Source organism: Streptococcus dysgalactiae subsp. dysgalactiae, assembly GCF_900459225.1.
In the GTDB taxonomy this organism is placed as follows: Bacteria; Bacillota; Bacilli; order Lactobacillales; family Streptococcaceae; genus Streptococcus; species Streptococcus dysgalactiae.
Genome location: NZ_UHFH01000003.1, coordinates 745,603 through 765,522, shown reverse-complemented (window position 1 = coordinate 765,522; position 19,920 = coordinate 745,603). Strand labels below are relative to the sequence as shown.

The window sequence follows — 19,920 nt, the reverse complement described above, 5'->3', positions numbered from 1 at the left end:
TCATTCACCCATTTGTTCAGAAAGTTAATCGTCTTTCACCTAAAAAGCACCAATCTAACCAGATTAGTTACCACTAATCAGTCAGATTGATGCTTTTATCTTGCCAATTGCTCATCAAAAGAGCATTACACTACTATTTCTAAACCTGAATCTTATGAATGAGCAAGTTTTAATAAGAAACTTGACAAAGTTATGAAAGCCACTGCTGTCACTAGCATTGCCAAAAGATAAGACCCGACCTGTGCTAGGCTTCCTCCACTTTGGAAAACAGCGATAGCTGAAAGAACCCAATTCTGAGGTAAGAGTTTCCCAATAGCTTGCATATAAGAAGGGGTAATGGACAAGGGCCATAAACACCCTGCCAACATAGACGCTGGCATTACAATTAAGTTAGCTAATTGACTACTTTGTTGGGGATTTTGAGTCATCTCACCAATTAACAAACCAAAACCTATCTCTAACAAACTAAAGAGGAAGAAAATCAGTAAGAGCATTGGGGTCGGAATGTAAAAACTAACGTTAAAAATCTTTAATAGGCTAAACATAATCGCAATTTGAATTGTAAACGCGACAAGACCAACACAGACATAACTGAGCATGTATTGAAAACGAGACAAACGAGATAGTACTAAACGATTATAAATTTGACTAGACTTGTCTGTTAAAATCCCACCATAAATCACACTCGTGCTACCTAGCATCAAGATTAATAAGAAACCTGTTGTGGTAGATGACACTGATTTGCTACGTGAACGATCAGCTAAAGTCTCTTGTTGCACATGGTCATTCAAACTCTTATTCTTCTGCAACAACTGGTCAAATCGTTTGTAATCCCCAGCAGCCACATCGTCCATGATATTATAATTCTCCCAAAGGTAATTATCAATATGATTTTCTTCTATTTTGGTGAACACATCGTACTTTTTCGTTTGTTTTAGCTGAGCAACAAATTGTTTCGAAATTCGACTGTGATCTTTGTCTAAAATTCCAATTTTAGCCTGATTATTTCCTGAAAAGCTCAAAGATAAAGCCAACAGTGTTGTTAAAATAGGCAACAAAAAAAGGTCACATAACTGTTTTTTTCCGTCGTATTTTAACAAATAATACTCGTGGTGCTAGTTGATTTAAAAATATCTCAAATGATAAGCCATTATGATTTGTTCAATTCTCAATTGTAGTCCCGTGATACTTCTAGTCAACGTGTGCTCAATATTAAATAGCGAACAAAGCTCTGAAAAACGTGTTTTCTATTGTTCTCCTCATGACAAGTCATTGCCAGTGATTATGTTATTCTGCACCGACCATGTTTTGGCGTAAAGGTGTCCATAAGTGATAGCCTTCCTGTTGTAAGGTCTCTTTTAGTTCTTGGCTGAGATAGCCTAAATCAGCAAGGATAACAGATTGTCTACAGCCTTCTAGCAACTCATTAGCAACTTTGATATCGTGAACAGAGGCTGGTGTCACAACATAGTTGAGAATAAAACCCGACAAAGTGACCAGCATATGAACTTTAAAACCATAGAACCAAAGGTTTTTAGCGGCATTATGCCCAATATCAGCGAAGCTATTGAAAATCTTCGCCCTATGATTGCGAACAGGTTGGCAAAGTGGCAATGGAAAACTGCTTAGACTTGTAATTCATTAAAAATCGCTGACTAAGATTATCGGTCGGTCTCATTAGGCATTAAATGTTGAGCAACCAGCTGTTTCGATGTCTTTAGAACCGTCTAATGATAGTACCCCGATAAGGATAAGTGATTGGTGTTAAATTCAAATAATGGTCTTGCCTTTTCCAACGTTAGGGGGGACGATTGTCTAAAACGTGTTTATCTTTCGTAAAAAATGGCATAGTAATCTTTCTATCTTATTCTACCAAACATATAGTAATTAGCAGGTACCACTTAGTACCTGCTAATTACTTCGAGACACTAGAACCAAGACGATTACCACTGCCTCATGTCCTAACACCTCCATTTAACACTAGTCTCACCAACTGTTACGATAGGTAACCTGGTCGCTAGCAAACTAATCACGTTGATATGCCATTAAATTGAGGTATTAAATAGATTATTTACCTGGTGTATAGCTTCCGCTACCATCTTGCGTACTACCGCCCCAAACGTTAATTGAGAAGCAACAAGTAGTACAGCAGCAGCCTCCAGGAGCAACTTGAGTTGTTTCAGCTACACTAGTAGATAAAATATTTGAAGTAAATTGTAACATAACGATTACCTCCTTATCCAACAAATAAACAACTGATAAGAGTTCACATAATTGTTTTTTAGATACACCTAAATGCGATATCATGACAAGGCTAGTTTTTGTATTATAGTAACCAAACAACTATTCAATTCTTATCACCTATGATATAGTAAAAATGATTTAAATGTAAACCCTTTCTTTCTCGTTTTGGGAATTTTTTTAGATAAAAACAACAATTAGTTAATAATAAAATAATAATTTAGAAACACCCAAAAACTCTAATGGAGAAAATCACAAGACAATGAACACCTAACTCTCAAAATGACTCCTTTCTTTATCCATTATACCGCTCTAATCACTCATTTTGTCGTGACCAACCTAGTCAGCCTGACGGGGGTGCAACAACGAAATCGCATTCTACGAGTGACCGATTTCTGTCTTACCGCAAAAAAAGACTTGGATAACATATCCAAGTCTTCCTCAATAACTTTACCTCGCTAATACATTAGCTCAGGATAAATTAGTCCACTAGACTAATTTATTTTTTTAAGTTATAGAATGATTTGATTCCTTTGTATTGAGCAACTTCACCAAGTTGATCTTCGATACGAAGCAATTGGTTGTATTTAGCAATACGGTCTGTACGTGACAATGAACCTGTTTTGATTTGGCCAGCGTTTGTTGCAACTGCGATGTCAGCGATTGTTGAATCTTCAGTTTCACCTGAACGGTGTGATACAACAGCAGTGTAACCAGCTTCTTTAGCCATTTCGATAGCTTCAAAAGTTTCAGTCAAAGTACCGATTTGGTTAACTTTGATAAGGATTGAGTTAGCTGCATTTTCTTTGATTCCACGAGCAAGGTATTCAGTATTTGTAACGAAGAAGTCGTCACCAACCAATTGAACACGTCCGCCTAGGCGTTCAGTAAGAGCTTTCCAACCATCCCAGTCGTTTTCGTCCATACCATCTTCGATAGTAATAATTGGGTATTTGTTAACCAACTCTTCAAGGTAGTCGATTTGTTCTGCAGATGTACGAACAGCAGCTCCTTCACCTTCAAATTTAGTGTAGTCGTAAACACCACGCTCTTTGTCGTAGAATTCTGATGATGCACAGTCGAAACCGATCATAATGCCGTTTTCCCCAGCTTCGTAACCAGCTGCTTCAATAGCTTTAAGGATAGTTTCTACACCGTCTTCAGTTCCTTCAAATTTAGGAGCAAATCCACCTTCGTCACCTACAGCTGTAACAAGTCCGCGTTCTTTAAGGATTTTCTTAAGAGCGTGGAAAACTTCAGCACCCCAACGAAGACCTTCTTTGAAAGTAGGTGCACCAACTGGCATAATCATGAACTCTTGGAATGCAATTGGAGCATCTGAGTGTGATCCACCGTTGATGATGTTCATCATAGGAGTTGGAAGAACTTTAGTGTTAAATCCACCAAGGTAAGTATAAAGTGGCACTTCAAGGTAGTCAGCAGCTGCACGAGCAACAGCGATAGAAACACCAAGAATAGCGTTAGCACCAAGTTTACCTTTGTTAGGAGTACCGTCAAGTGCGATCATTGCACGGTCGATAGCTTGTTGATCGCGAACATCGTAACCGATGATTGCCTCAGCGATAATGTTGTTAACGTTATCAACAGCTTTTTGAGTACCAAGACCAAGGTAACGAGATTTGTCACCATCACGAAGTTCAACGGCTTCATGTTCACCAGTTGAAGCTCCTGAAGGAACCATACCACGTCCGAATGCACCTGATTCTGTGTAAACTTCTACTTCAAGTGTTGGGTTACCGCGTGAGTCAAGGACTTCGCGAGCGTAAACATCAGTAATAATTGACATTATAATACTCTCCTTATGAGTTTAAATATTTTACATGTTAATAATACCACAAACTAGGCCTTTAATCAACTTAAAAAGCAATTTCGTGAAAACCTTACTTTGTTTTCAATTTATCATTCATAAACTTTCGTTGATTTACAGAAAACTTCCACAGTTGATTGAATTGGTATTTTTGGAGATAAACCGGTATAATAAAGAGACTAGAGAGAAAAGCGAGGAGAGTTATGGAGCGGTTAGACGATAAACTACTACAAGGCGCCCTAGGAGAAAATCGATTCAACCCTGACGAACAACGTCATTACTTAGGAACTTATGCTGAGCGAGTCGTTTTAAGTTTACCTTTGGAAGATGCCAAAGATAATCGGGTAAAAGATTATTTAGAAAGCGAATTACCAAATCTTGCTCTAAAATACCGTCCCCTTACGTTAAAGATTTCTTCACTGTTAGCACCTAACTACCAGATGCTTTTCATGAAACTAGCCAAACAATATGAGCTAGCAGCAACTATCGTAACCGAAAAACACATGACCTCGCCTTTTGCTTTTGTTCTTCACACAGATCACATGGTAAACCTAGATGAAACACGCCTAGAAGTTATTTTGACACAAAATGAAGACAGTAATATCATCGATCAACCGGCTGACAAACCTAAAACCTTCTGGCAAAAATTATTTCACTAAACTGACAAGACAAGCATATCTGTTTATTATGCTTGTCTTTTTCGTGGAGAGACAAGATAGGAATCCAGACAGTCTAATACTAACCCTAAATCTGGCTGATCAATGTGATCATCAGCAACTTCTTTAAGAACTGGTTTAGCACAGTAGGCTATCCCAAGACCAGCCTGCTGCACCATTAAAAGATCGTTAGCCCCATCCCCAACAGCGATGGTTCGTGACAACCTTAAACCATTCTCATCAGCCCATCTTTTGAGGCAATCGGCCTTTGTCTGTTGACTTACCACTTCTCCTATGACACTTCCTGTTAAACGCCCACAATTTATTTCTAAGTGGTTAGCTTTAACATAATCAATCTCAAGAGTAGCCACCAAGTCATCAATAATCTCATGAAAACCTCCCGACACTAAACCAATTTTATAACCTCTTTCCTTCATCTCCGTAATAAGCTTTTTAGCCCCTTTATGCAAATGAAGAGATTGCGACACCTTTTCAAAGACACTTGTAGGTAAACCAGCTAAAAGAGATACTCGCTGAACTAAAGCTGTTTTAAAATCTAATTGACCTGCCATGGCTGCTGTTATGGCTACAATTTCTTCTTTTTGCCCTTCTTCTTTTCCAAGAAAATTAATCACTTCTTCTTGAATGAGCGTCCCATCGACATCCAATAACAAAAACCCTGTCACAGTTTTCATATTGTTCTCCTTCTATTATCACAACCAATAAGCACTTTAGTAACGATTTTTTCGCCTAAATCGCTTCTTTTCATTAGCAACTAAAACTAATAGCTAGCAAAAAAGCCGTGATAAATCACAGGCTTTTATGTATTAAAAACGGATATGCTCGCGTGTCTTTTCATAGGAGTTAACAAAACGGTCTGTTACTCCAGGCTCTACTGTTTCAAGCGCATAAGATATTTCATCAAATGATGCTTGATAATCATTGTCTACTTCAAACAATCTCAAGGCGTGCTCAAAACTATTTTGAACACCGGCTTCAAAGGAACGGTAACGGTTAGAGTATTGTAATAATTGCTCTGTCAAAGTCGCATTTTGAACGACTTGGTAAGTTAATTCTTCTAAGTTTGCAATAGCCACCGTAGCAACCTCAGATAAGCGTGAAACAGCTTCAATATTGATGCGGCCTCTGCTAAGTTCATACATTAAAGCTTCTAATTGAGAACTAGTTGTGAAGAAAGCACTAAGGAAATCTTGAGGGATTCCAGGTAAGTTACGCTTCTCCATGTAACGTTTGATCATGTGAAGTTGAGTCACATAAATTTCAAGATTTTGACGGGCATGCGATTCAATTTTTTCAATATCTTTGACAGCTTCAAAAACATCCATTTGACCAGATTCAACCGACCCTAATGTTTTGATGCTACGTTCAAAAATAAGTTGTAGTTCTGAGAATGGCTTTTCTTGTGTACCAAACTGCTCTGCAACTTCAAGGGTGTTTTCCTCAACGTCATTAATATCCTTCTCAAAAGCTTTAACATTGAACCCTTCATTTTCACTCAAAATGTATTTTCGAGATAGACGAGAAATTTCAGTTTTAAGTTGTTCGTTATTGCGTTTAGCATGAGCCAAGTATCGTGGTAATATTTTGCTATTTTTAGCAGCTACCTTATAAGCCGCGATTTCACGCTCAAATAACTCATATAAAGAATCGATTCGCCCTTGAATATGAGTGTTTTCTTCTCTAGCACGGTCTAAATCCAAAGTCACCAATTCTGAAGAGTTGGCACGAATGGATTCGCGAATTTCTTGGAAACGAGCTTCAATATTTTTCTCTGGGAAATGGTAATTTTCTTCAAGTAAACGACGATAACCAGATTCCAAATCATCTAGTTGATCTGGGAAATCATCTTCTAATTTAGCCACAATGGCTGGAATTTGCTCAGTGATTTGTCCCAGTGCAATCGTATGCTCTTCAGCTCGATCAAGTACCTCAGCCGCTTCAACAGGATCTCCAGAAGAATTGAGAGCAACAAATTGTGAAAATTCAGTTTCAATATTTTTCATCTGTTTGTCGATTTCAGCCATAGTAGAACCAAAGTTGTCTTCATTTTCAGAGATAGATGCTTGTAATTTTTCATACAAATCAAGGGCATGTGTGACCCGTGCACTATTTTTCTCTTCTTGCTCTTTTAAGATACCAAGCGCTTCACGAATAGATGTAATATCTTCTTCAACAAGATTAAGTTGACTTTCAACACTACTAATTTCATGTTTGGCACGAATAAAATTAAACGTGTCATTTAAGTTCTCAGCTTCAAAGATATGATTTTCAATATCTGCAAAAGAGTTGAGGGTTAAATCCGTCCACTTTTGGTTCCATTCACGAAAAGACGTTTGACTTTGTCCAATCAAATGCAATGATTTCACTTCTTCGATTTCATCATTAACAGGTAGGGCAAACAAGGCCTGTTTTCGTTCTTCTAGACTGGTAATTAGTGAATCATTACGTTTTCGTATAATGACACCTACTAGATAGGCGATAATCACTAGTAGGACTATAGCCACAATCAGCAAGATAATTCCGCTTGACATCTGAATCTCCTTATTATTAGATGCGATTTGTCAACGTGTGTCTCAGCAAAAATTGAGACTCCTTAATCGCCTTTTATTAAAATTTTATCAAAAATACACTATAACGTTACGATTATAACATACTTTCAAGTGCATTTCAAAACATATTTGACTAATTGAACAATCTCCCACAAGCGACTCACACGACTTTCTTAGTAGAGACTAGCATAGGTGTCGAAGCTCGGCCTCAACACCTATTCATTAACACTATTCCTAGAGATAGCCACATGCTAAATCAGACCCTATCAACACAGATTTTAATCAGTTCGTCTTCTTTGGTAACAAATCCTTGTGCGGCTAACAAGGTCACTAAATATCCAATGTACTATAAACAGCATTTTCCTCGATAAATTCACGCCTTGGTTCAACACGGTCTCCCATGAGCATGTCAAATACTTTATCTGCTTCTGCTGCATCATCAACAGTAACACGTGCCATCAAACGATTCTCAGGATCCATTGTCGTTTCCCAAAGTTGGTGATCGTCCATTTCTCCCAGACCTTTATAACGCTGAACGGTCGGTTTTGAACGACCGACACTGTATTTTTCAAGAGCTGTTTTTAGTTGTTCTTCCTGTTCAATACCAGGCTGAATGTATTCTTTGATTTCACTACCAACTTTCACCCCGTAAATAGGTGGTTGAGCAATGTAAACATAACCTGCTTCTAAAACCGGTCTCATAAAGCGATAAATGAGTGTTAGCAGTAAAGTTCTGATATGGGCACCATCGACATCCGCATCAGTCATAATCACCAACTTTTGGTAACGAGCTTTTGACACATCAAAGTCTGCACCAAAACCTGTTCCCATAGCAGTAAAGAGACTTCGAATTTCTTCGTTGGCCAGAATCTTATCCATAGTTGCTTTTTCCACATTTAAAATTTTACCTCGAATAGGCAAAATGGCTTGAAACTCTCTGTTACGACCTGATTTAGCTGACCCCCCTGCTGAATCCCCTTCGACGATAAAGAGTTCGTTTTGGCTGGCATCATTTGATGAGCAATCAGCCAATTTACCAGGCAAGTTGGAAATCTCCAAACCTGATTTTTTCCGAGTTACTTCACGAGCTCGCTTAGCTGCAATTCTAGCCTTAGAGGCTAAAATGCCTTTTTCCACAATTTTACGAGCAACTTGTGGATTTTCTAAAAGAAAACGTTGAAAAGCTTCACTGAAGAGACGGTTAGTAATTTTAACAACCTCTGAATTGCCAAGTTTTGTCTTAGTCTGTCCCTCAAATTGTGGATTTGGATGTTTGACCGAAATCACTGCTGTTAAGCCTTCGCGGACATCTTCTCCCGTCAAATTATCATCATTTTCTTTAAGGATTTTATTTTTCTTAGCGTAATCATTAATGACCCGAGTAAGAGCTGTTCGAAATCCTTGTTCATGAGTTCCACCCTCGTGGGTGTGGATATTGTTGGCAAAACTCATGACCACCTCATGGTAGCTAGTGGTGTATTGCATGGCAACTTCTACGGCAATCCCTTCTAACTCACCATCAGTGTAGATAGGAGTGTCAAAAATAACCTCTTTTTTATCATTTAAAAATTCAACATAAGAACCTATACCACCTTCGTAGTGAAAATGCTCTTCTTGTTCCATACCTGAGCGTTTATCTGTAATGGAAATTTTTAAACCACGGTTCAAAAAGGCTAATTCTTGAATACGTTTTGCTAAAACCTTATAATCAAATTCAGTCGTTTCGGTAAAAATTTCTGAATCTGGTGTAAAGTGGACCGTTGTCCCAGTCACATCAGTGGTTCCAATGACCTCAAGATCTGCAACGACAGCCCCGCGTTTAAATTCTTGGTAATGTATCTGACCATTTTTATAAACACGAACATCTAATTGGGTCGACAAGGCATTAACAACAGAAGAACCTACACCATGTAGTCCTCCAGAAACCTTATAACCGCCACCGCCGAATTTCCCTCCGGCATGTAAAACGGTAAAGACAGTTTCAACGGCTGGACGACCTGTTTTAGCTTGGATATCGACGGGGATACCACGCCCATTATCAACGACTGTGATTGAATTATCTGCCTCGATAAACACCTGGATGTGAGTAGCAAATCCAGCTAATGCCTCATCAATAGAATTATCGACGATTTCCCATACTAAGTGGTGCAAGCCCTCTTTAGCTGTAGATCCGATATACATTCCTGGACGCATCCTTACGGCTTCAAGTCCTTCTAAGACCTGAATCTGACTGGCATCATAGTCTTGTGCTTTCTCTTCAACTTGTTTGTTTTCTTCAATCATCTAAGTTACTATCTCCAATAGGTTTTTTCTACCATCAACAAGCAAGGTATCAAAACCTGCTGCCTGTCCCGCTTGCCTATCAAGGTCACGATCCCCGATAACCAAGCCACTCTCAATGTTATATTTTGCTTTTAAATACAGTAAACTCTCAGGATTAGGCTTACGAGCGAAACCATTCGAAGCTGTGACCACTTCGGTAAAATATTCCGAGAGTCCAGCTTGTTTTAACAGCTGGTTAACTTGCTGATCACGATGAGACACTAAAAAATTACGTGATCCCGACGCCACAATTTTAGCCAAAATTTCCCTAGCTCCCAGACACCAAATCGGTTGAGTCAGCTTCACCGCTTCATTTTGCTTATACTCTTGCAAAAATTGAGGTTGGTATGGAGCAAAGGTCGCAACCGCAATGGCTGTAGATTCCTTCAATTTTTGGTAAACAGCATCATGTTCACCTGGAAGGTTAAAAAAAGCTAGCGTCTGAACAAAGGCCTGGGTCGAAATTTCGTAATTATCGAGTAAGGTACCACCCAAATCCCATATATAATCGTGATAATCCATGCTTTTCATTATATCACAAATTCACTTAATATTACAGCGATTTCCATAAATAAAAAGGGACTAGTAACAACTTGTTTCACAAGCACTAGGTCCCTTATTTTCTAATGATAGCGTAGGCGTCTCTTTAAGTTTTTTTCGCTTTCTTTGTCACGCGCTAGCACCTGTTGATAAGTCATCGATAAAATCAGACCGACCCCAATCAAGTTGGAAATTAAGGCTGAGCCCCCTTGTGAAATAAAGGGCAGAGGAATTCCCGTAAGGGGTAGAATACCAATCGCTGCTCCAATATTTTCAAAAATATGAAACAAAATCATCATGATAAAGCCTGTTGAAATGTAAGTGTAAAAGAGGTTGTTAAACTCAAAAGTGACTTTTAACATTCTATAAATCAAGAGCAGATAAAGCATTAATAACAGAGCTGAACCCATAAAACCAAAATTTTCAGCAATAACAGTGAAGATCATGTCACTTTCTCTAACAGGAACGGGTAATTCTAAAACATTAAACCCTTTTCCAAACAGTCCCCCACTGCCGATTGCAATCATACTTTGTGTTTGCTGATAAGCGATGGTTTCTGAAAAAGCAAAAGGATCTAACCACGCTGAAATACGATTCAATTGGTAAGTATCCATTCCCAGTTTTAAGAGAAACTCTTTGCCTTCAGGGAATAAAAAGATAAGGAAAAAGGCCACAAGAAATCCCACTACGACAAAAGTTAAAGGAATGATTAGCCACCAGGAAATCCCAGACATGAGGACCATTCCCGCCAAAATGGCAAGAAAAACCATAGCAGTCCCTAAATCTTTTTGCAAAGCAAGTAAGAGTAGCGCAGGAAACGTTATAATGCCATAAAACCCCAATAGAATCCAATCGTCTTTGAAGTGGATACGCTCTTTTTTTCCTTTAAACCAGACTGTTGCTCTTGCCATCAGTAAGATATAAGCGATCTTCATAAACTCAGAGGGCTGAAACAGGGTCACCGACCCAATCGTAATCCAGTTTTTAGCTCCTGTTGCCGCTACCAACTGAGGACTAAAGAAAATCAAGGGCAAAATCATTAAACCGATTCCCAGCAGGTACAACCAGGGCGTCAATTTCCATAGAGTGGCTGTAGTGAAAAACATTAGGATAAAGGCTAAGACTGCTCCAATAGCAATCCATAGCACCTGCTGCCCCATAACGGATGTCACATGCTGTGGAAAATCATAACTTGTCGCCACATAAATAGAAACCAATCCTAACACTAGTAAGCAACAAACAGGAAAAACAATGGCATAGTCAATACGACGTTCAATAGATTTCCTTTGAGACAAGAGGCAACCTCCTTTTTAAGTGACCATAGTGGTAAAATACTGTTGTTGGAGATCATTTAGCCAAAAATGAAAAAGAGCCCCAATCTAAGGGCAAAACAGCCTATCACCAACACCTTTTCTTTAGGAAAAATTAGCTTAGAATGTTCAATAATAGATTGCTCATGTTCATGATGACTAACAAGATGGTTCAGGTAGTCAGTTCAAAGCTCTGAACCCGATATGACCCCTGCCGGAATCGAACCAGCAACTACTCCTTAGGAGGGAGTTGTTATATCCATTGAACTAAGGGGTCTACTGGATATCTGTAGTATCTATTGTAACCTAGAAAAAGAGGGAATGCAAGTTCAAATCTCAGCCAAGAGATCTCATTTTCATGATGACTAACAAGATGGTTCAGGTAGTCAGTTCAAAGCTCTGAACCCGATATGACCCCTGCCGGAATCTACTACTATTGTACACAATGGTTCACAATAGTTCAAGTGTTGATTTAAAAGGTAATTATTATAGTAAAAAGTTTAAAATAGTTTCATTTTTAATCTTTTTTGCCCCTTTTTTGCACCCTTTCACCACAATTCCATCATCACCTCTTCCACCCTCTCCTCTGTCACAACCTCCCAATCTCTTATCTCCTCATTCGGCAACACATAATCAAAAATCTGTCCGTTTTTGCGCACGATCTTGACTGTGCCTCCTGTGATATATCCGTCATCAATTGCCTGTTTAAATTCGTCGTATGTTAGCATAAAGCACCTCCTTATCTTATTATTCGTATTTTACAGGAAATAACATAATAAAATTTAAAGATTATTTAAAATTAAATAACATCTATTTTTGTTACAAACTAAAATATTTATTATTAGCGAATATTAAATAAAAAGAAATTTTAGTACAATGTTGGCAACAAATTAATTTTATTAATTTTAATTTTTTTTAATTTAAAGTGGTATACTTAACCTGTAAATAATTAAAGGAGGACATGGATATGTCTAAAAAGCTTAGAAACTCTCTCGCCAGAATAGTTGTTGCAGCATTCGCATCATTTGCTGTGATGGCGATTCCAACTTATCATCACAGTACAGTCTTAGCTAAAACAGTCTCAGTAAATCAGACTTATGGTGAATATAAAGACTATTATACTGTAATTGGTGAGTCAAACATTGACCAATCTGCTTTTCCTAAGATATATAAAACAACCGAGAGAGTCTATAAAGGACAAGGTACAAGCGAAAAAAGAGTAACCGTATCTGATGTAGTTTATAACCCATTAGATGGCTATAAACGTTCAACAGGCGCTTACGGCGTTGTCACAAAAGATATGATTGACATGTCTAAAGGATACCGTGAAAAATGGGAAACAAATCCCGAACCAAGCGGTTGGTTCAGATTTTATAATAGAGCCGATAATGAAGAAATTAGTGAGAAAGAATATGATTCAAGACGTACTAAGTCATACAAAGTTACCAACAATGTACCTGTAGTGTTAACAACATTAAAAGGTAAACAATACAACAGTCACTTATTTGTACGTAGCCATCTCTTTGCCGATAGCCTTGGAGGAAAGTCCATACGGAAAAACGCTATTACTGGAACTCAAATGCAAAATGTAGGAACACGTAAAGGTGGAATGCAATATATTGAGAAAAAAGTTTTAAGCCATATCACTAAGAATCCTGATGTTTATGTATTCTACAGTGCCATCCCTGAATATCAGGGGGCTGAGTTATTAGCAAGATCAGTTTTAGTATCTGCTTTATCTTCCGATGGAGTAATTAACGAAACTGTTCGTGTTTTCAATACTGCTGATGGATTTAATATTAATTACGAAAAAGGTGGACTCGTAACAGAGAGCCCTGCAGCTGAAATTGATAATATTGAAGATTCTACAACAGACGAAATAGAGAATTCTGTGGATGATTCAGAAGAAAACGTTTATAACGATACTATTACCGAAGAAGAAGAAGAAAACTAAGATTTCAAAAAATTTTTAGACACACAAAAAAACCGCCCTCAATCAAGAGAGCGGTTGGTTTTTTATTTCGGCTAATTCTTACTACGGTAATTTGTTCATGATTGTGCGGGAGTGTCAATGAAGGTAAGAGAAATCCAATTTGTTATTTTTGTATCTTCATTACAAAAACTTTAAGCCCATTTTCGGATTCGAAGTTATCAATTGGGGTAAATCCGAAATTTTGGTAGAACTGTATAAGCTTTGGATTATTATCGCATTCTAGCCAAATATACTTAGTATTGATAATTTTTGAAGCCTTCTTAACTTTATCACAAGCTAATGTAAGTAGCTCTTTTCCTGATATAGAGGTATTTGATTTATAGTTTTTACCCAATTGACCAATCAAAAAACTATTCATTAAAAAACTACCGCTTCCCTTTAAGGTACGACCTGAACGGCTTATTTTTTTGCGTTGACTTTTAGTCAGAGTTTGATAATTTTGTTTTGAAAAATAAAGAGGTCGATTAGCTAGCGAGAAAAAACCAACCAGCTCACGGGAATCTGTAGAAAAAACAAGATAAGTTGATGCTATCGCTGAGCGTTCAAACTCTACTGCTTTTTGATGCAAAAAGACTTCTACATCATGTGGTGTAGAAGTTCCGTCATTGAACCCTTTGAATGATTTTAGAAGTTGCTGAATTTCTTCTTTTTCTAAATATTTCATTATTTCATCGAGTGAAATTGTTCTATAGTTCATTATTTTTTACCAAAAAACGCCTTAATTTCTGCTTCTGCTGTCAATTCTTTGATGTGGCTCACATCGACCGTCTTGGGGGTTACGTTTCGGTTTAGTGCCTTAATCAAACTATCAGCACTTTCAGCTGTAAAACTAAAATCTCTAGTAAATGTTTTTGTAGCCATACTGACAACCTCCCTTATAATGTATTTCAGGAGTAGCACTCCAGCTACTCCTCACCCTCATTATGACACGCCTTGAACTTTTTGTCAATAAATGCGAAGTTTTTTGCGAAAAAACAGCCCCCGCAAAAGCGAGGGCGTTTGTCTTATCTAATTTAATTTCCCCCAAAGGCTGATGCGATTGCCATCTTTATCAGTCTGTCCAATAGCTAGGTAATTACGCTTGCCTGAGCCGCCAAGATAGCTAATCCAGTAGTAGCCATTGGCGTAACCCTCGCTGTCAAAGCTGACATTATCGCCTTGCTTGTAGCTACCTACTACTTCGCTGGCCAAACTTGGCCACCGCCTAATATTAATCTCTGCAACATCAAGCGTAAAGGTACCAGATTTTGGTGTCTCTACGATGGTGTCAGACGTTTGCGGCTCTGTGCTGACGGTTTGTGTGACTGCATTCCCTTGGTAAGGAGGGTAAAACCATCCTGTCACACCAGAAAAATCACGAGTGTTAAAACGAGCTGGTGCACCGACATATAAGGCGTCTGCATTGCCATCAATATTTTGCTCGATTGTGCGCATGGTATAACCGTCGCTGTCTTCAATGACAATTCCCGTATGTCCAAATTGGTGCCCAGAAACAGCCATTACAAACGTAGCCCCCGCTCGTGGATTTGCCTCTGTTGGCATACGATGGACTTCCCAACCTTGAGCACTTGCGCTGTCTAATAAATCAATCGCGTTACCCCATAAATCGACTCCGAACCAATTTTTAGCGACAAAACATGGCAAGTCAGCACATTGTGTGCCATACATACCATCTTTATCTACTCCCATGCCTGAATTGGCAAGGTCGACACAGTATTTTACAATCTCATTTGCGGTTGTCATCGTTACCTCCTTTTGATTTGTTAAGACTTCCTTATCCCATTCCTGCAGGTCATTTTCCTCAATCAGTTGGCTAAGCAACTCCGCATATCCGCTAGCAGTCGCATAACCTGCATCTTTAATAGCGTGACAAGCTTTTTTATAGTCAGTCTCGCCGATAACAGCCTGATAGCGTGGATTATCGTTTAAAAATTTACCGTGATCGATTATACTATCAGTCCAGCTATCATATGCACGAAACCTATCTACGATATCTGTGACGACACCAGGCTGATACTCCTCTTGCGTCTTGGTGTCAAAAGACTTACCTGTCCAGCTCGCATCAGCTTTAATACCAAATAGAGCGTTGTGTGGTGCATGTTTGCCCCAACCGCTCTCTAAAATAGCCTGAGCTGCGGTCAAAGATGGTAGAATTTTATATTTAACCCATCCATCTAAGCAGCCTTGCTTAATGTTATCTAAAAAGGTCATCTGTCCTCCTTATCTAAAAACGGATAAAAGATAAGAGCAATCACAGACAGCGGAACATACATTATTGCGATTGCTAGTATTAATGCTAATCGTGTGATTGCTCGCATGTCTTTATTCCTCGTCTTTAATTTGTGACACGTTCATGAGGACACAAGTAAGTCCTGACAACAGCACTGCTGATAGCATGGTAGGCCAGTTAATATCCGTAATCAACACACTTGACCCGATAAGACCCACAGCAGTTTGTGCCATTGTTTTGATTGTTTTGATTGCTACTTTTTTAAACCATTTGTTCATTTTTCTTCTCCTTTTTTAAATAGCGTGATAATACGCTCCTTATTGATAATGACTTCGTCTTCGACACGTCCAATTCGTTCTTCGTGGCGATCGATAATTTTTTTGGTAATCTCACGGTCACGATCAAGATTTTTAAGCTCATAAGCCAACTCTTTGAGAGAGTCCTTAAGTTGCCCCATGGCAAACTCATTAGCTTCCATAGCTTTTTTAAAAGGCGTTACAACTGCCTTCCAAAGGCCAAAAACAGACATGAGGGCTGCCGCTGCAGCTCCTGCCTGTAGTAAATCAAAGTGCATCTAACCACCTCTAATCCTGCTTTACTAAGTCCGCATATTTAATAACCGTGACTTTATCCTCTGAATCAAGCTCCTCTAAGGTCTGTGCCTCATAAGTAAACGGCTCGTTGACATGCACAAAGACAAGGTTGCCTTCGCCAGCTTGGTCTTCATGCGACTCGTCGACAATAGTAAATACATCATACGCTTGATATTCACCTTTTTTGACAGGCTCAATGAGCTCAAGCATACCTTTGTAAATATCAGGCTCTACTTTATCGCTAGTAGTCAAAACGTGGATAGTCTGTAAGTTAATCATCTTTTGCGTACGCTCTGCGGACACTTTAGCTAGTCCAGCAGCTGCTTGAGCTGTTTTTGCAGTCTTAGCAGTTTCCTGTGAGATTTTTTCTAAATCGTCCACTTTTTGCACGGCTTCGCCCATGGCGATTTCCACGTATTCCGATTTTTTAAACTCTTCGAGGACTGCTGTGATGATATCTTTGTCGTTTGTTCCTGTTAAATCTTTTTTGACAAGCTGCGGAATAACAGCTCCGTCTTCTGCTGCGATAATAACGTGTGTACTTGCGACTGCTCCTGTGCTGTCAAATTGAGGATATTTTCCTGTTACTTTCCAATTACGTGCCATAATTATTTACCTTCTTTCTTTGGTGCTGTTGCTTCATCTAATTGAGAGTTCAATTCTTCCAATTCAACTTCATGCTGTGCTTTTAATTGAGCATTTTCCAGCGTTAAATTAGCAACTTTAATTGTTAAATCATTAATAATTTTTCCTAGTAATTTTTCTTGCATATTATCTCCTATAATCCGTTGATATGAGCGTTATACTCTCTGATAATGGCGCTTGTTGTGTCAGAGTTAAATGTCCAGGCAGTGTTATTAGCGTGTAGCCAACACCGTCCAAGTGCTAAGATAGCTTGATACATTTTATTAAGGCTGACAACTTTAGGCATCTCTGTGGGAGTCATTTCGAATCCTCTTTTGATGTCAAAAGAGTCCGAAAAAAGCATGGTATCCCCATAAAATTCTGCTTGGTCCACATAAGCTGTGTGCTCATATCCGCTAGCGCCACGGAAAAATCTAGCGCCACAGAAACGTCCAGATGATGCACTGTTAACCCCGTCACCAGATGAGGTGATACCAATCGACGCATAAAGTGCCGAGCCAGTATACCCTTTTGGTGTGGCATTGCTAAAGTGGACAAAGGCAGTGTGTGTGCCGTCTTTGCGGACCAAGGCATTATTTCTGCTATTAAAATTGATAGCTGCATTGCTGTTAAAGTCAATGTTAGAGTTTTGTAAGTCAATGCTCATAGCACCATTTCGTGCTCTGATGACTTTACCCTCAAGCAAACTAGTAATCGCATACTCGATTTTAGCCTTGATAAAATTGGCATCTAAACCAACGATACTGCTAGCGTTGAGATTGATTACATTGATTTTATTTGCATCAATTGTCCCACCGATAATCTGGTCGGCTCTTAGCTTGATAAACTCACCAAGTTTTGCACCAAACGCCCCATTAACTGTCGTATTGCCGTCTAAAGCAATACGCTCGCCAGATATGCGTACACCGTAGCCATTTAAATTAATAGCTGAGACAATCTCGCTTGCGGACATCTTAGCATCAATACCACCAGATTTTTGGATAGCTAATTTAATGCTGTCTCCAGCGCCACTAATAATACTCATGACACCATCTCTAGTAACCCGCTGCTCAATTTGTCCTTCTAGCTGCGTAAAGCGTGATTGGATTTTACCAGTCGGGGACCCCACATCACTTTGCAAACCTCGGACAGTCTGTTGTAAGCTAGAGTAATTGCCTTCCGCACTCTGCAACCGCCTTTGATAGCTGTTCAAATCCTGTTGCACGCGACTAACAGCTCCTGTCCTGTCTCTAATCTCTTGTGAGATTTGACTGGCAGTTGATTGTTGTGCTGACCTTAGTCCGCTGATTTGCGACTCTAGCTCCACACGCATGCCTTGATTTGAGCGAGTAAACTCAGCACGTAAGCCCTCGAGCTTGTTTTCGTAAGCCTCGGTCGTGCCGCTTGAGGTTGTGGTAATCTTAGCCGATAGCTTACGTATCTCATCGTCGTATTTTTGCGATAGTCCTTGTGCAGATGCTTTAATCTCAGCTTGTAAACCAAGTTTATCGCTAGCCATGGTGGCTTTTAATCCCTCGATACCAGCTTGATAGCTTGATGATAATTGCCTATCAGCGTCTTGATAGTCACGTCTGATACCTGAGACTGTCTCATTAATAAGCGCAAGTTTTTTATCAGTATCCTCACTAATCCGTGCGGCAATACCACTTGCACTCTCAACAATCTCTGTTTTAATATGATCACGATGATACTCACGTAACATGCCGTTTGTCGTGAGCTTGATTTTTGACCACAAGTTAGAGTTTTCGGTGTCTGTCAGCTCTAAATTAATAGACTGTAGACCACTAAGCATCTCCTCAAGACTTTTAAACACACCTGTCGACTCACCGCTACCCTCAACGACAACTGGTGCAACGTATCCAGTCGCTTTATCTCCTCGCTCAATCATAACCTGATTAAAATGCGCTGTGCCTAAACAATCACTAGCTAGCCTGACTTTTTGATTATCATCTTGCGCTACAAACGTGTAATGCATACGTCCATCTGTTCCTATGACGAGATTTGTCTCGTCTAAAATAAGTGTTGGGTCTCTGCTCAATTGTTACCTCCTATTTTTCAAATAACAACTTATTTTCGGTTATATTTTGTATATCGCTAACATTATCTAATTGCAATATAGATATGCTGTATTTACTGGGTGTTTTACTGATGTAAACTTTTGCACTAGATGACAGACTGACATTATTAATTGCAACTAATTTAAAAGAGTTAATGTCATTTATCACATTGTCTATATCTGACAATGGGACATAAATATAAATGGTTTTGGCTCTTGTATAAATATCCATTACAGCGCTTGTTGTGACTGTTTTTTGATAAAGTGATTTAAGCCTCCAAATAACATCGTGATTGTAAATAATCTGTTTGATGTGTTGACTATTGTAGATAACATCAGTCACTCCTCTAAAATCAGCAACATTATCTTTTTCCTGCTCTGGTACGAAGTAACTCATTTTTTTATGACGTTTTTTTTGTTTGCATTAAACGTCCAAATAGTGCCATCCGTATCCTTATAAAAAATATTGACGACATTGCCATTTTGGTAGTCGCTAATATCAGTATTTTTGACATAAGGCTCAAAAGTTATCATTTCCGACGCCGAAACTCTACTGTCATCCGTCGAGCCGTCACTATTAATGTGCCAGACGGTCCATCTACTCTGTAAATAACCTTCTGCCTTTTCGCCGTTTTTGGAAAGTTTTAGGCCTGATGAGGTGCCAGAAGATGACGAGCTTGTCCCCGCCAGGGAACCATAATCATCCCAAGCCTGAGATTTTCGTGAGCTAAAATACCAGATATCATCTCCGTCAGTGTAATAAAAGTCCAGTAAGGCATTGCTGTTATAAGCAGTAACGCTATATTGCTTTATGTAAAGCTTCCCTTCTTGCATTTTTGCAAGGGTTGTCCAACTTGACGTAAGCGTATTGCTTTTTGTAACCTCTTTGACGCCAAGCGACGTATAAGACGATGTATATAATGATTTTTGTACCAT

General features: G+C 38.9%; 20 protein-coding genes, 1 tRNA gene and 3 pseudogenes. 2 read left to right on the top strand and 22 right to left on the bottom strand.

Annotated elements, in window-relative coordinates; genetic code table 11:
• Nucleotides 1-152: 152 nt before the first annotated feature.
• The 5 genes and pseudogenes from DYD17_RS04220 to eno all read right to left on the bottom strand — a co-directional run bounded on the left by DYD17_RS04220 (nucleotide 153) and on the right by eno (nucleotide 4,048).
• Nucleotides 153-1,134: pseudogene (locus tag DYD17_RS04220) on the bottom strand (ABC transporter permease).
• Nucleotides 1,125-1,638: pseudogene (locus DYD17_RS04215) on the bottom strand (IS982 family transposase); the annotation flags it as partial. The pseudogenes DYD17_RS04215 and DYD17_RS04220, both read right to left, overlap by 10 nt.
• A pseudogene (locus DYD17_RS04210) lies at nucleotides 1,628-1,849 on the bottom strand (streptolysin associated protein SagB); the annotation flags it as partial. The pseudogenes DYD17_RS04210 and DYD17_RS04215, both read right to left, overlap by 11 nt.
• A gap of 218 nt (nucleotides 1,850-2,067) precedes the next feature.
• Nucleotides 2,068-2,223 carry a TOMM family cytolysin streptolysin S gene (gene sagA / locus DYD17_RS04205; protein ID WP_080555679.1) on the bottom strand — a complete coding sequence of 52 codons (156 nt, stop codon included), beginning with the start codon at nucleotides 2,221-2,223 and terminating at the stop codon, nucleotides 2,068-2,070.
• A gap of 517 nt (nucleotides 2,224-2,740) precedes the next feature.
• A complete protein-coding gene (gene eno, locus DYD17_RS04200; protein ID WP_003050115.1) occupies nucleotides 2,741-4,048 on the bottom strand; it encodes a surface-displayed alpha-enolase in 1,308 nt (435 codons plus the stop codon).
• A 224-nt stretch (nucleotides 4,049-4,272) separates the two neighbouring features.
• Here eno and DYD17_RS04195 point away from each other — a divergent pair, with 224 nt between their 5' ends.
• Complete coding sequence (locus tag DYD17_RS04195; RefSeq protein ID WP_115252764.1) at nucleotides 4,273-4,728, top strand: YueI family protein; 456 nt, start codon at nucleotides 4,273-4,275, stop codon at nucleotides 4,726-4,728.
• A 26-nt stretch (nucleotides 4,729-4,754) separates the two neighbouring features.
• Here DYD17_RS04195 and serB read toward each other — a convergent pair whose 3' ends face one another.
• From serB to DYD17_RS04160, 7 genes are all read right to left on the bottom strand, one after another.
• Nucleotides 4,755-5,420, bottom strand: a complete 666-nt coding sequence (serB, locus tag DYD17_RS04190; RefSeq protein ID WP_115252763.1) for a phosphoserine phosphatase SerB — start codon at nucleotides 5,418-5,420, stop codon at nucleotides 4,755-4,757.
• A gap of 132 nt (nucleotides 5,421-5,552) precedes the next feature.
• On the bottom strand, nucleotides 5,553-7,277 hold the full coding sequence (gene ezrA / locus DYD17_RS04185) for a septation ring formation regulator EzrA (protein WP_115245746.1): 1,725 nt from the start codon (nucleotides 7,275-7,277) through the stop codon (nucleotides 5,553-5,555).
• A 348-nt stretch (nucleotides 7,278-7,625) separates the two neighbouring features.
• Nucleotides 7,626-9,578, bottom strand: coding sequence for a DNA topoisomerase (ATP-hydrolyzing) subunit B (gene gyrB, locus DYD17_RS04180; protein ID WP_003050110.1), 1,953 nt, complete (start codon nucleotides 9,576-9,578; stop codon nucleotides 7,626-7,628).
• On the bottom strand, nucleotides 9,579-10,139 hold the full coding sequence (locus tag DYD17_RS04175) for an HAD-IA family hydrolase (RefSeq protein WP_115253253.1): 561 nt from the start codon (nucleotides 10,137-10,139) through the stop codon (nucleotides 9,579-9,581). It abuts the gene before it with no gap.
• A 101-nt stretch (nucleotides 10,140-10,240) separates the two neighbouring features.
• Entirely contained in the window at nucleotides 10,241-11,452 is a 1,212-nt protein-coding gene (locus DYD17_RS04170) for an FtsW/RodA/SpoVE family cell cycle protein (protein ID WP_115252762.1), read from the bottom strand.
• A 220-nt stretch (nucleotides 11,453-11,672) separates the two neighbouring features.
• Nucleotides 11,673-11,744, bottom strand: a tRNA-Arg gene (locus tag DYD17_RS04165).
• A gap of 271 nt (nucleotides 11,745-12,015) precedes the next feature.
• Nucleotides 12,016-12,195 (bottom strand): competence regulator inhibitor paratox, encoded by a 180-nt coding sequence (locus DYD17_RS04160; RefSeq protein WP_115276380.1) that lies wholly within the window; start codon nucleotides 12,193-12,195, stop codon nucleotides 12,016-12,018.
• A gap of 233 nt (nucleotides 12,196-12,428) precedes the next feature.
• On the opposite strand from DYD17_RS04160, the gene DYD17_RS04155 reads away from it, so the two are divergent.
• Nucleotides 12,429-13,421 (top strand): DNA/RNA non-specific endonuclease, encoded by a 993-nt coding sequence (locus DYD17_RS04155; protein WP_115276379.1) that lies wholly within the window; start codon nucleotides 12,429-12,431, stop codon nucleotides 13,419-13,421.
• A gap of 142 nt (nucleotides 13,422-13,563) precedes the next feature.
• Here DYD17_RS04155 and DYD17_RS04150 read toward each other — a convergent pair whose 3' ends face one another.
• The 10 genes from DYD17_RS04150 to DYD17_RS04105 all read right to left on the bottom strand — a co-directional run bounded on the left by DYD17_RS04150 (nucleotide 13,564) and on the right by DYD17_RS04105 (nucleotide 19,920).
• Complete coding sequence (locus DYD17_RS04150; protein ID WP_011018106.1) at nucleotides 13,564-14,124, bottom strand: GNAT family protein; 561 nt, start codon at nucleotides 14,122-14,124, stop codon at nucleotides 13,564-13,566.
• A 32-nt stretch (nucleotides 14,125-14,156) separates the two neighbouring features.
• Nucleotides 14,157-14,321, bottom strand: coding sequence for a hypothetical protein (locus DYD17_RS04145; protein WP_003051631.1), 165 nt, complete (start codon nucleotides 14,319-14,321; stop codon nucleotides 14,157-14,159).
• A 147-nt stretch (nucleotides 14,322-14,468) separates the two neighbouring features.
• The gene (locus DYD17_RS04140) at nucleotides 14,469-15,671 is read right to left on the bottom strand and encodes a glucosaminidase domain-containing protein (RefSeq protein ID WP_115276378.1); all 1,203 of its coding nucleotides are present in this window, start codon (nucleotides 15,669-15,671) and stop codon (nucleotides 14,469-14,471) included.
• 111 nt (nucleotides 15,672-15,782) lie between these two features.
• A complete protein-coding gene (locus DYD17_RS04135) occupies nucleotides 15,783-15,968 on the bottom strand; it encodes a holin (protein ID WP_003051640.1) in 186 nt (61 codons plus the stop codon).
• A complete protein-coding gene (locus DYD17_RS04130; protein WP_003051643.1) occupies nucleotides 15,965-16,264 on the bottom strand; it encodes a hypothetical protein in 300 nt (99 codons plus the stop codon). Before DYD17_RS04130 ends, DYD17_RS04135 begins: the two co-directional genes overlap by 4 nt.
• A 10-nt stretch (nucleotides 16,265-16,274) precedes the next feature.
• Nucleotides 16,275-16,889 carry a DUF1366 domain-containing protein gene (locus DYD17_RS04125; protein WP_115276377.1) on the bottom strand — a complete coding sequence of 205 codons (615 nt, stop codon included), beginning with the start codon at nucleotides 16,887-16,889 and terminating at the stop codon, nucleotides 16,275-16,277.
• 2 nt (nucleotides 16,890-16,891) lie between these two features.
• Complete coding sequence (locus DYD17_RS04120) at nucleotides 16,892-17,053, bottom strand: hypothetical protein (RefSeq protein ID WP_003052363.1); 162 nt, start codon at nucleotides 17,051-17,053, stop codon at nucleotides 16,892-16,894.
• Between the two features lie 8 nt (nucleotides 17,054-17,061).
• Complete coding sequence (locus DYD17_RS04115) at nucleotides 17,062-18,966, bottom strand: gp58-like family protein (protein WP_115276376.1); 1,905 nt, start codon at nucleotides 18,964-18,966, stop codon at nucleotides 17,062-17,064.
• Between the two features lie 10 nt (nucleotides 18,967-18,976).
• Nucleotides 18,977-19,381 (bottom strand): hypothetical protein, encoded by a 405-nt coding sequence (locus DYD17_RS04110; RefSeq protein WP_115276375.1) that lies wholly within the window; start codon nucleotides 19,379-19,381, stop codon nucleotides 18,977-18,979.
• On the bottom strand, nucleotides 19,378-19,920 hold the full coding sequence (locus DYD17_RS04105) for a hypothetical protein (RefSeq protein ID WP_115276374.1): 543 nt from the start codon (nucleotides 19,918-19,920) through the stop codon (nucleotides 19,378-19,380). Before DYD17_RS04105 ends, DYD17_RS04110 begins: the two co-directional genes overlap by 4 nt.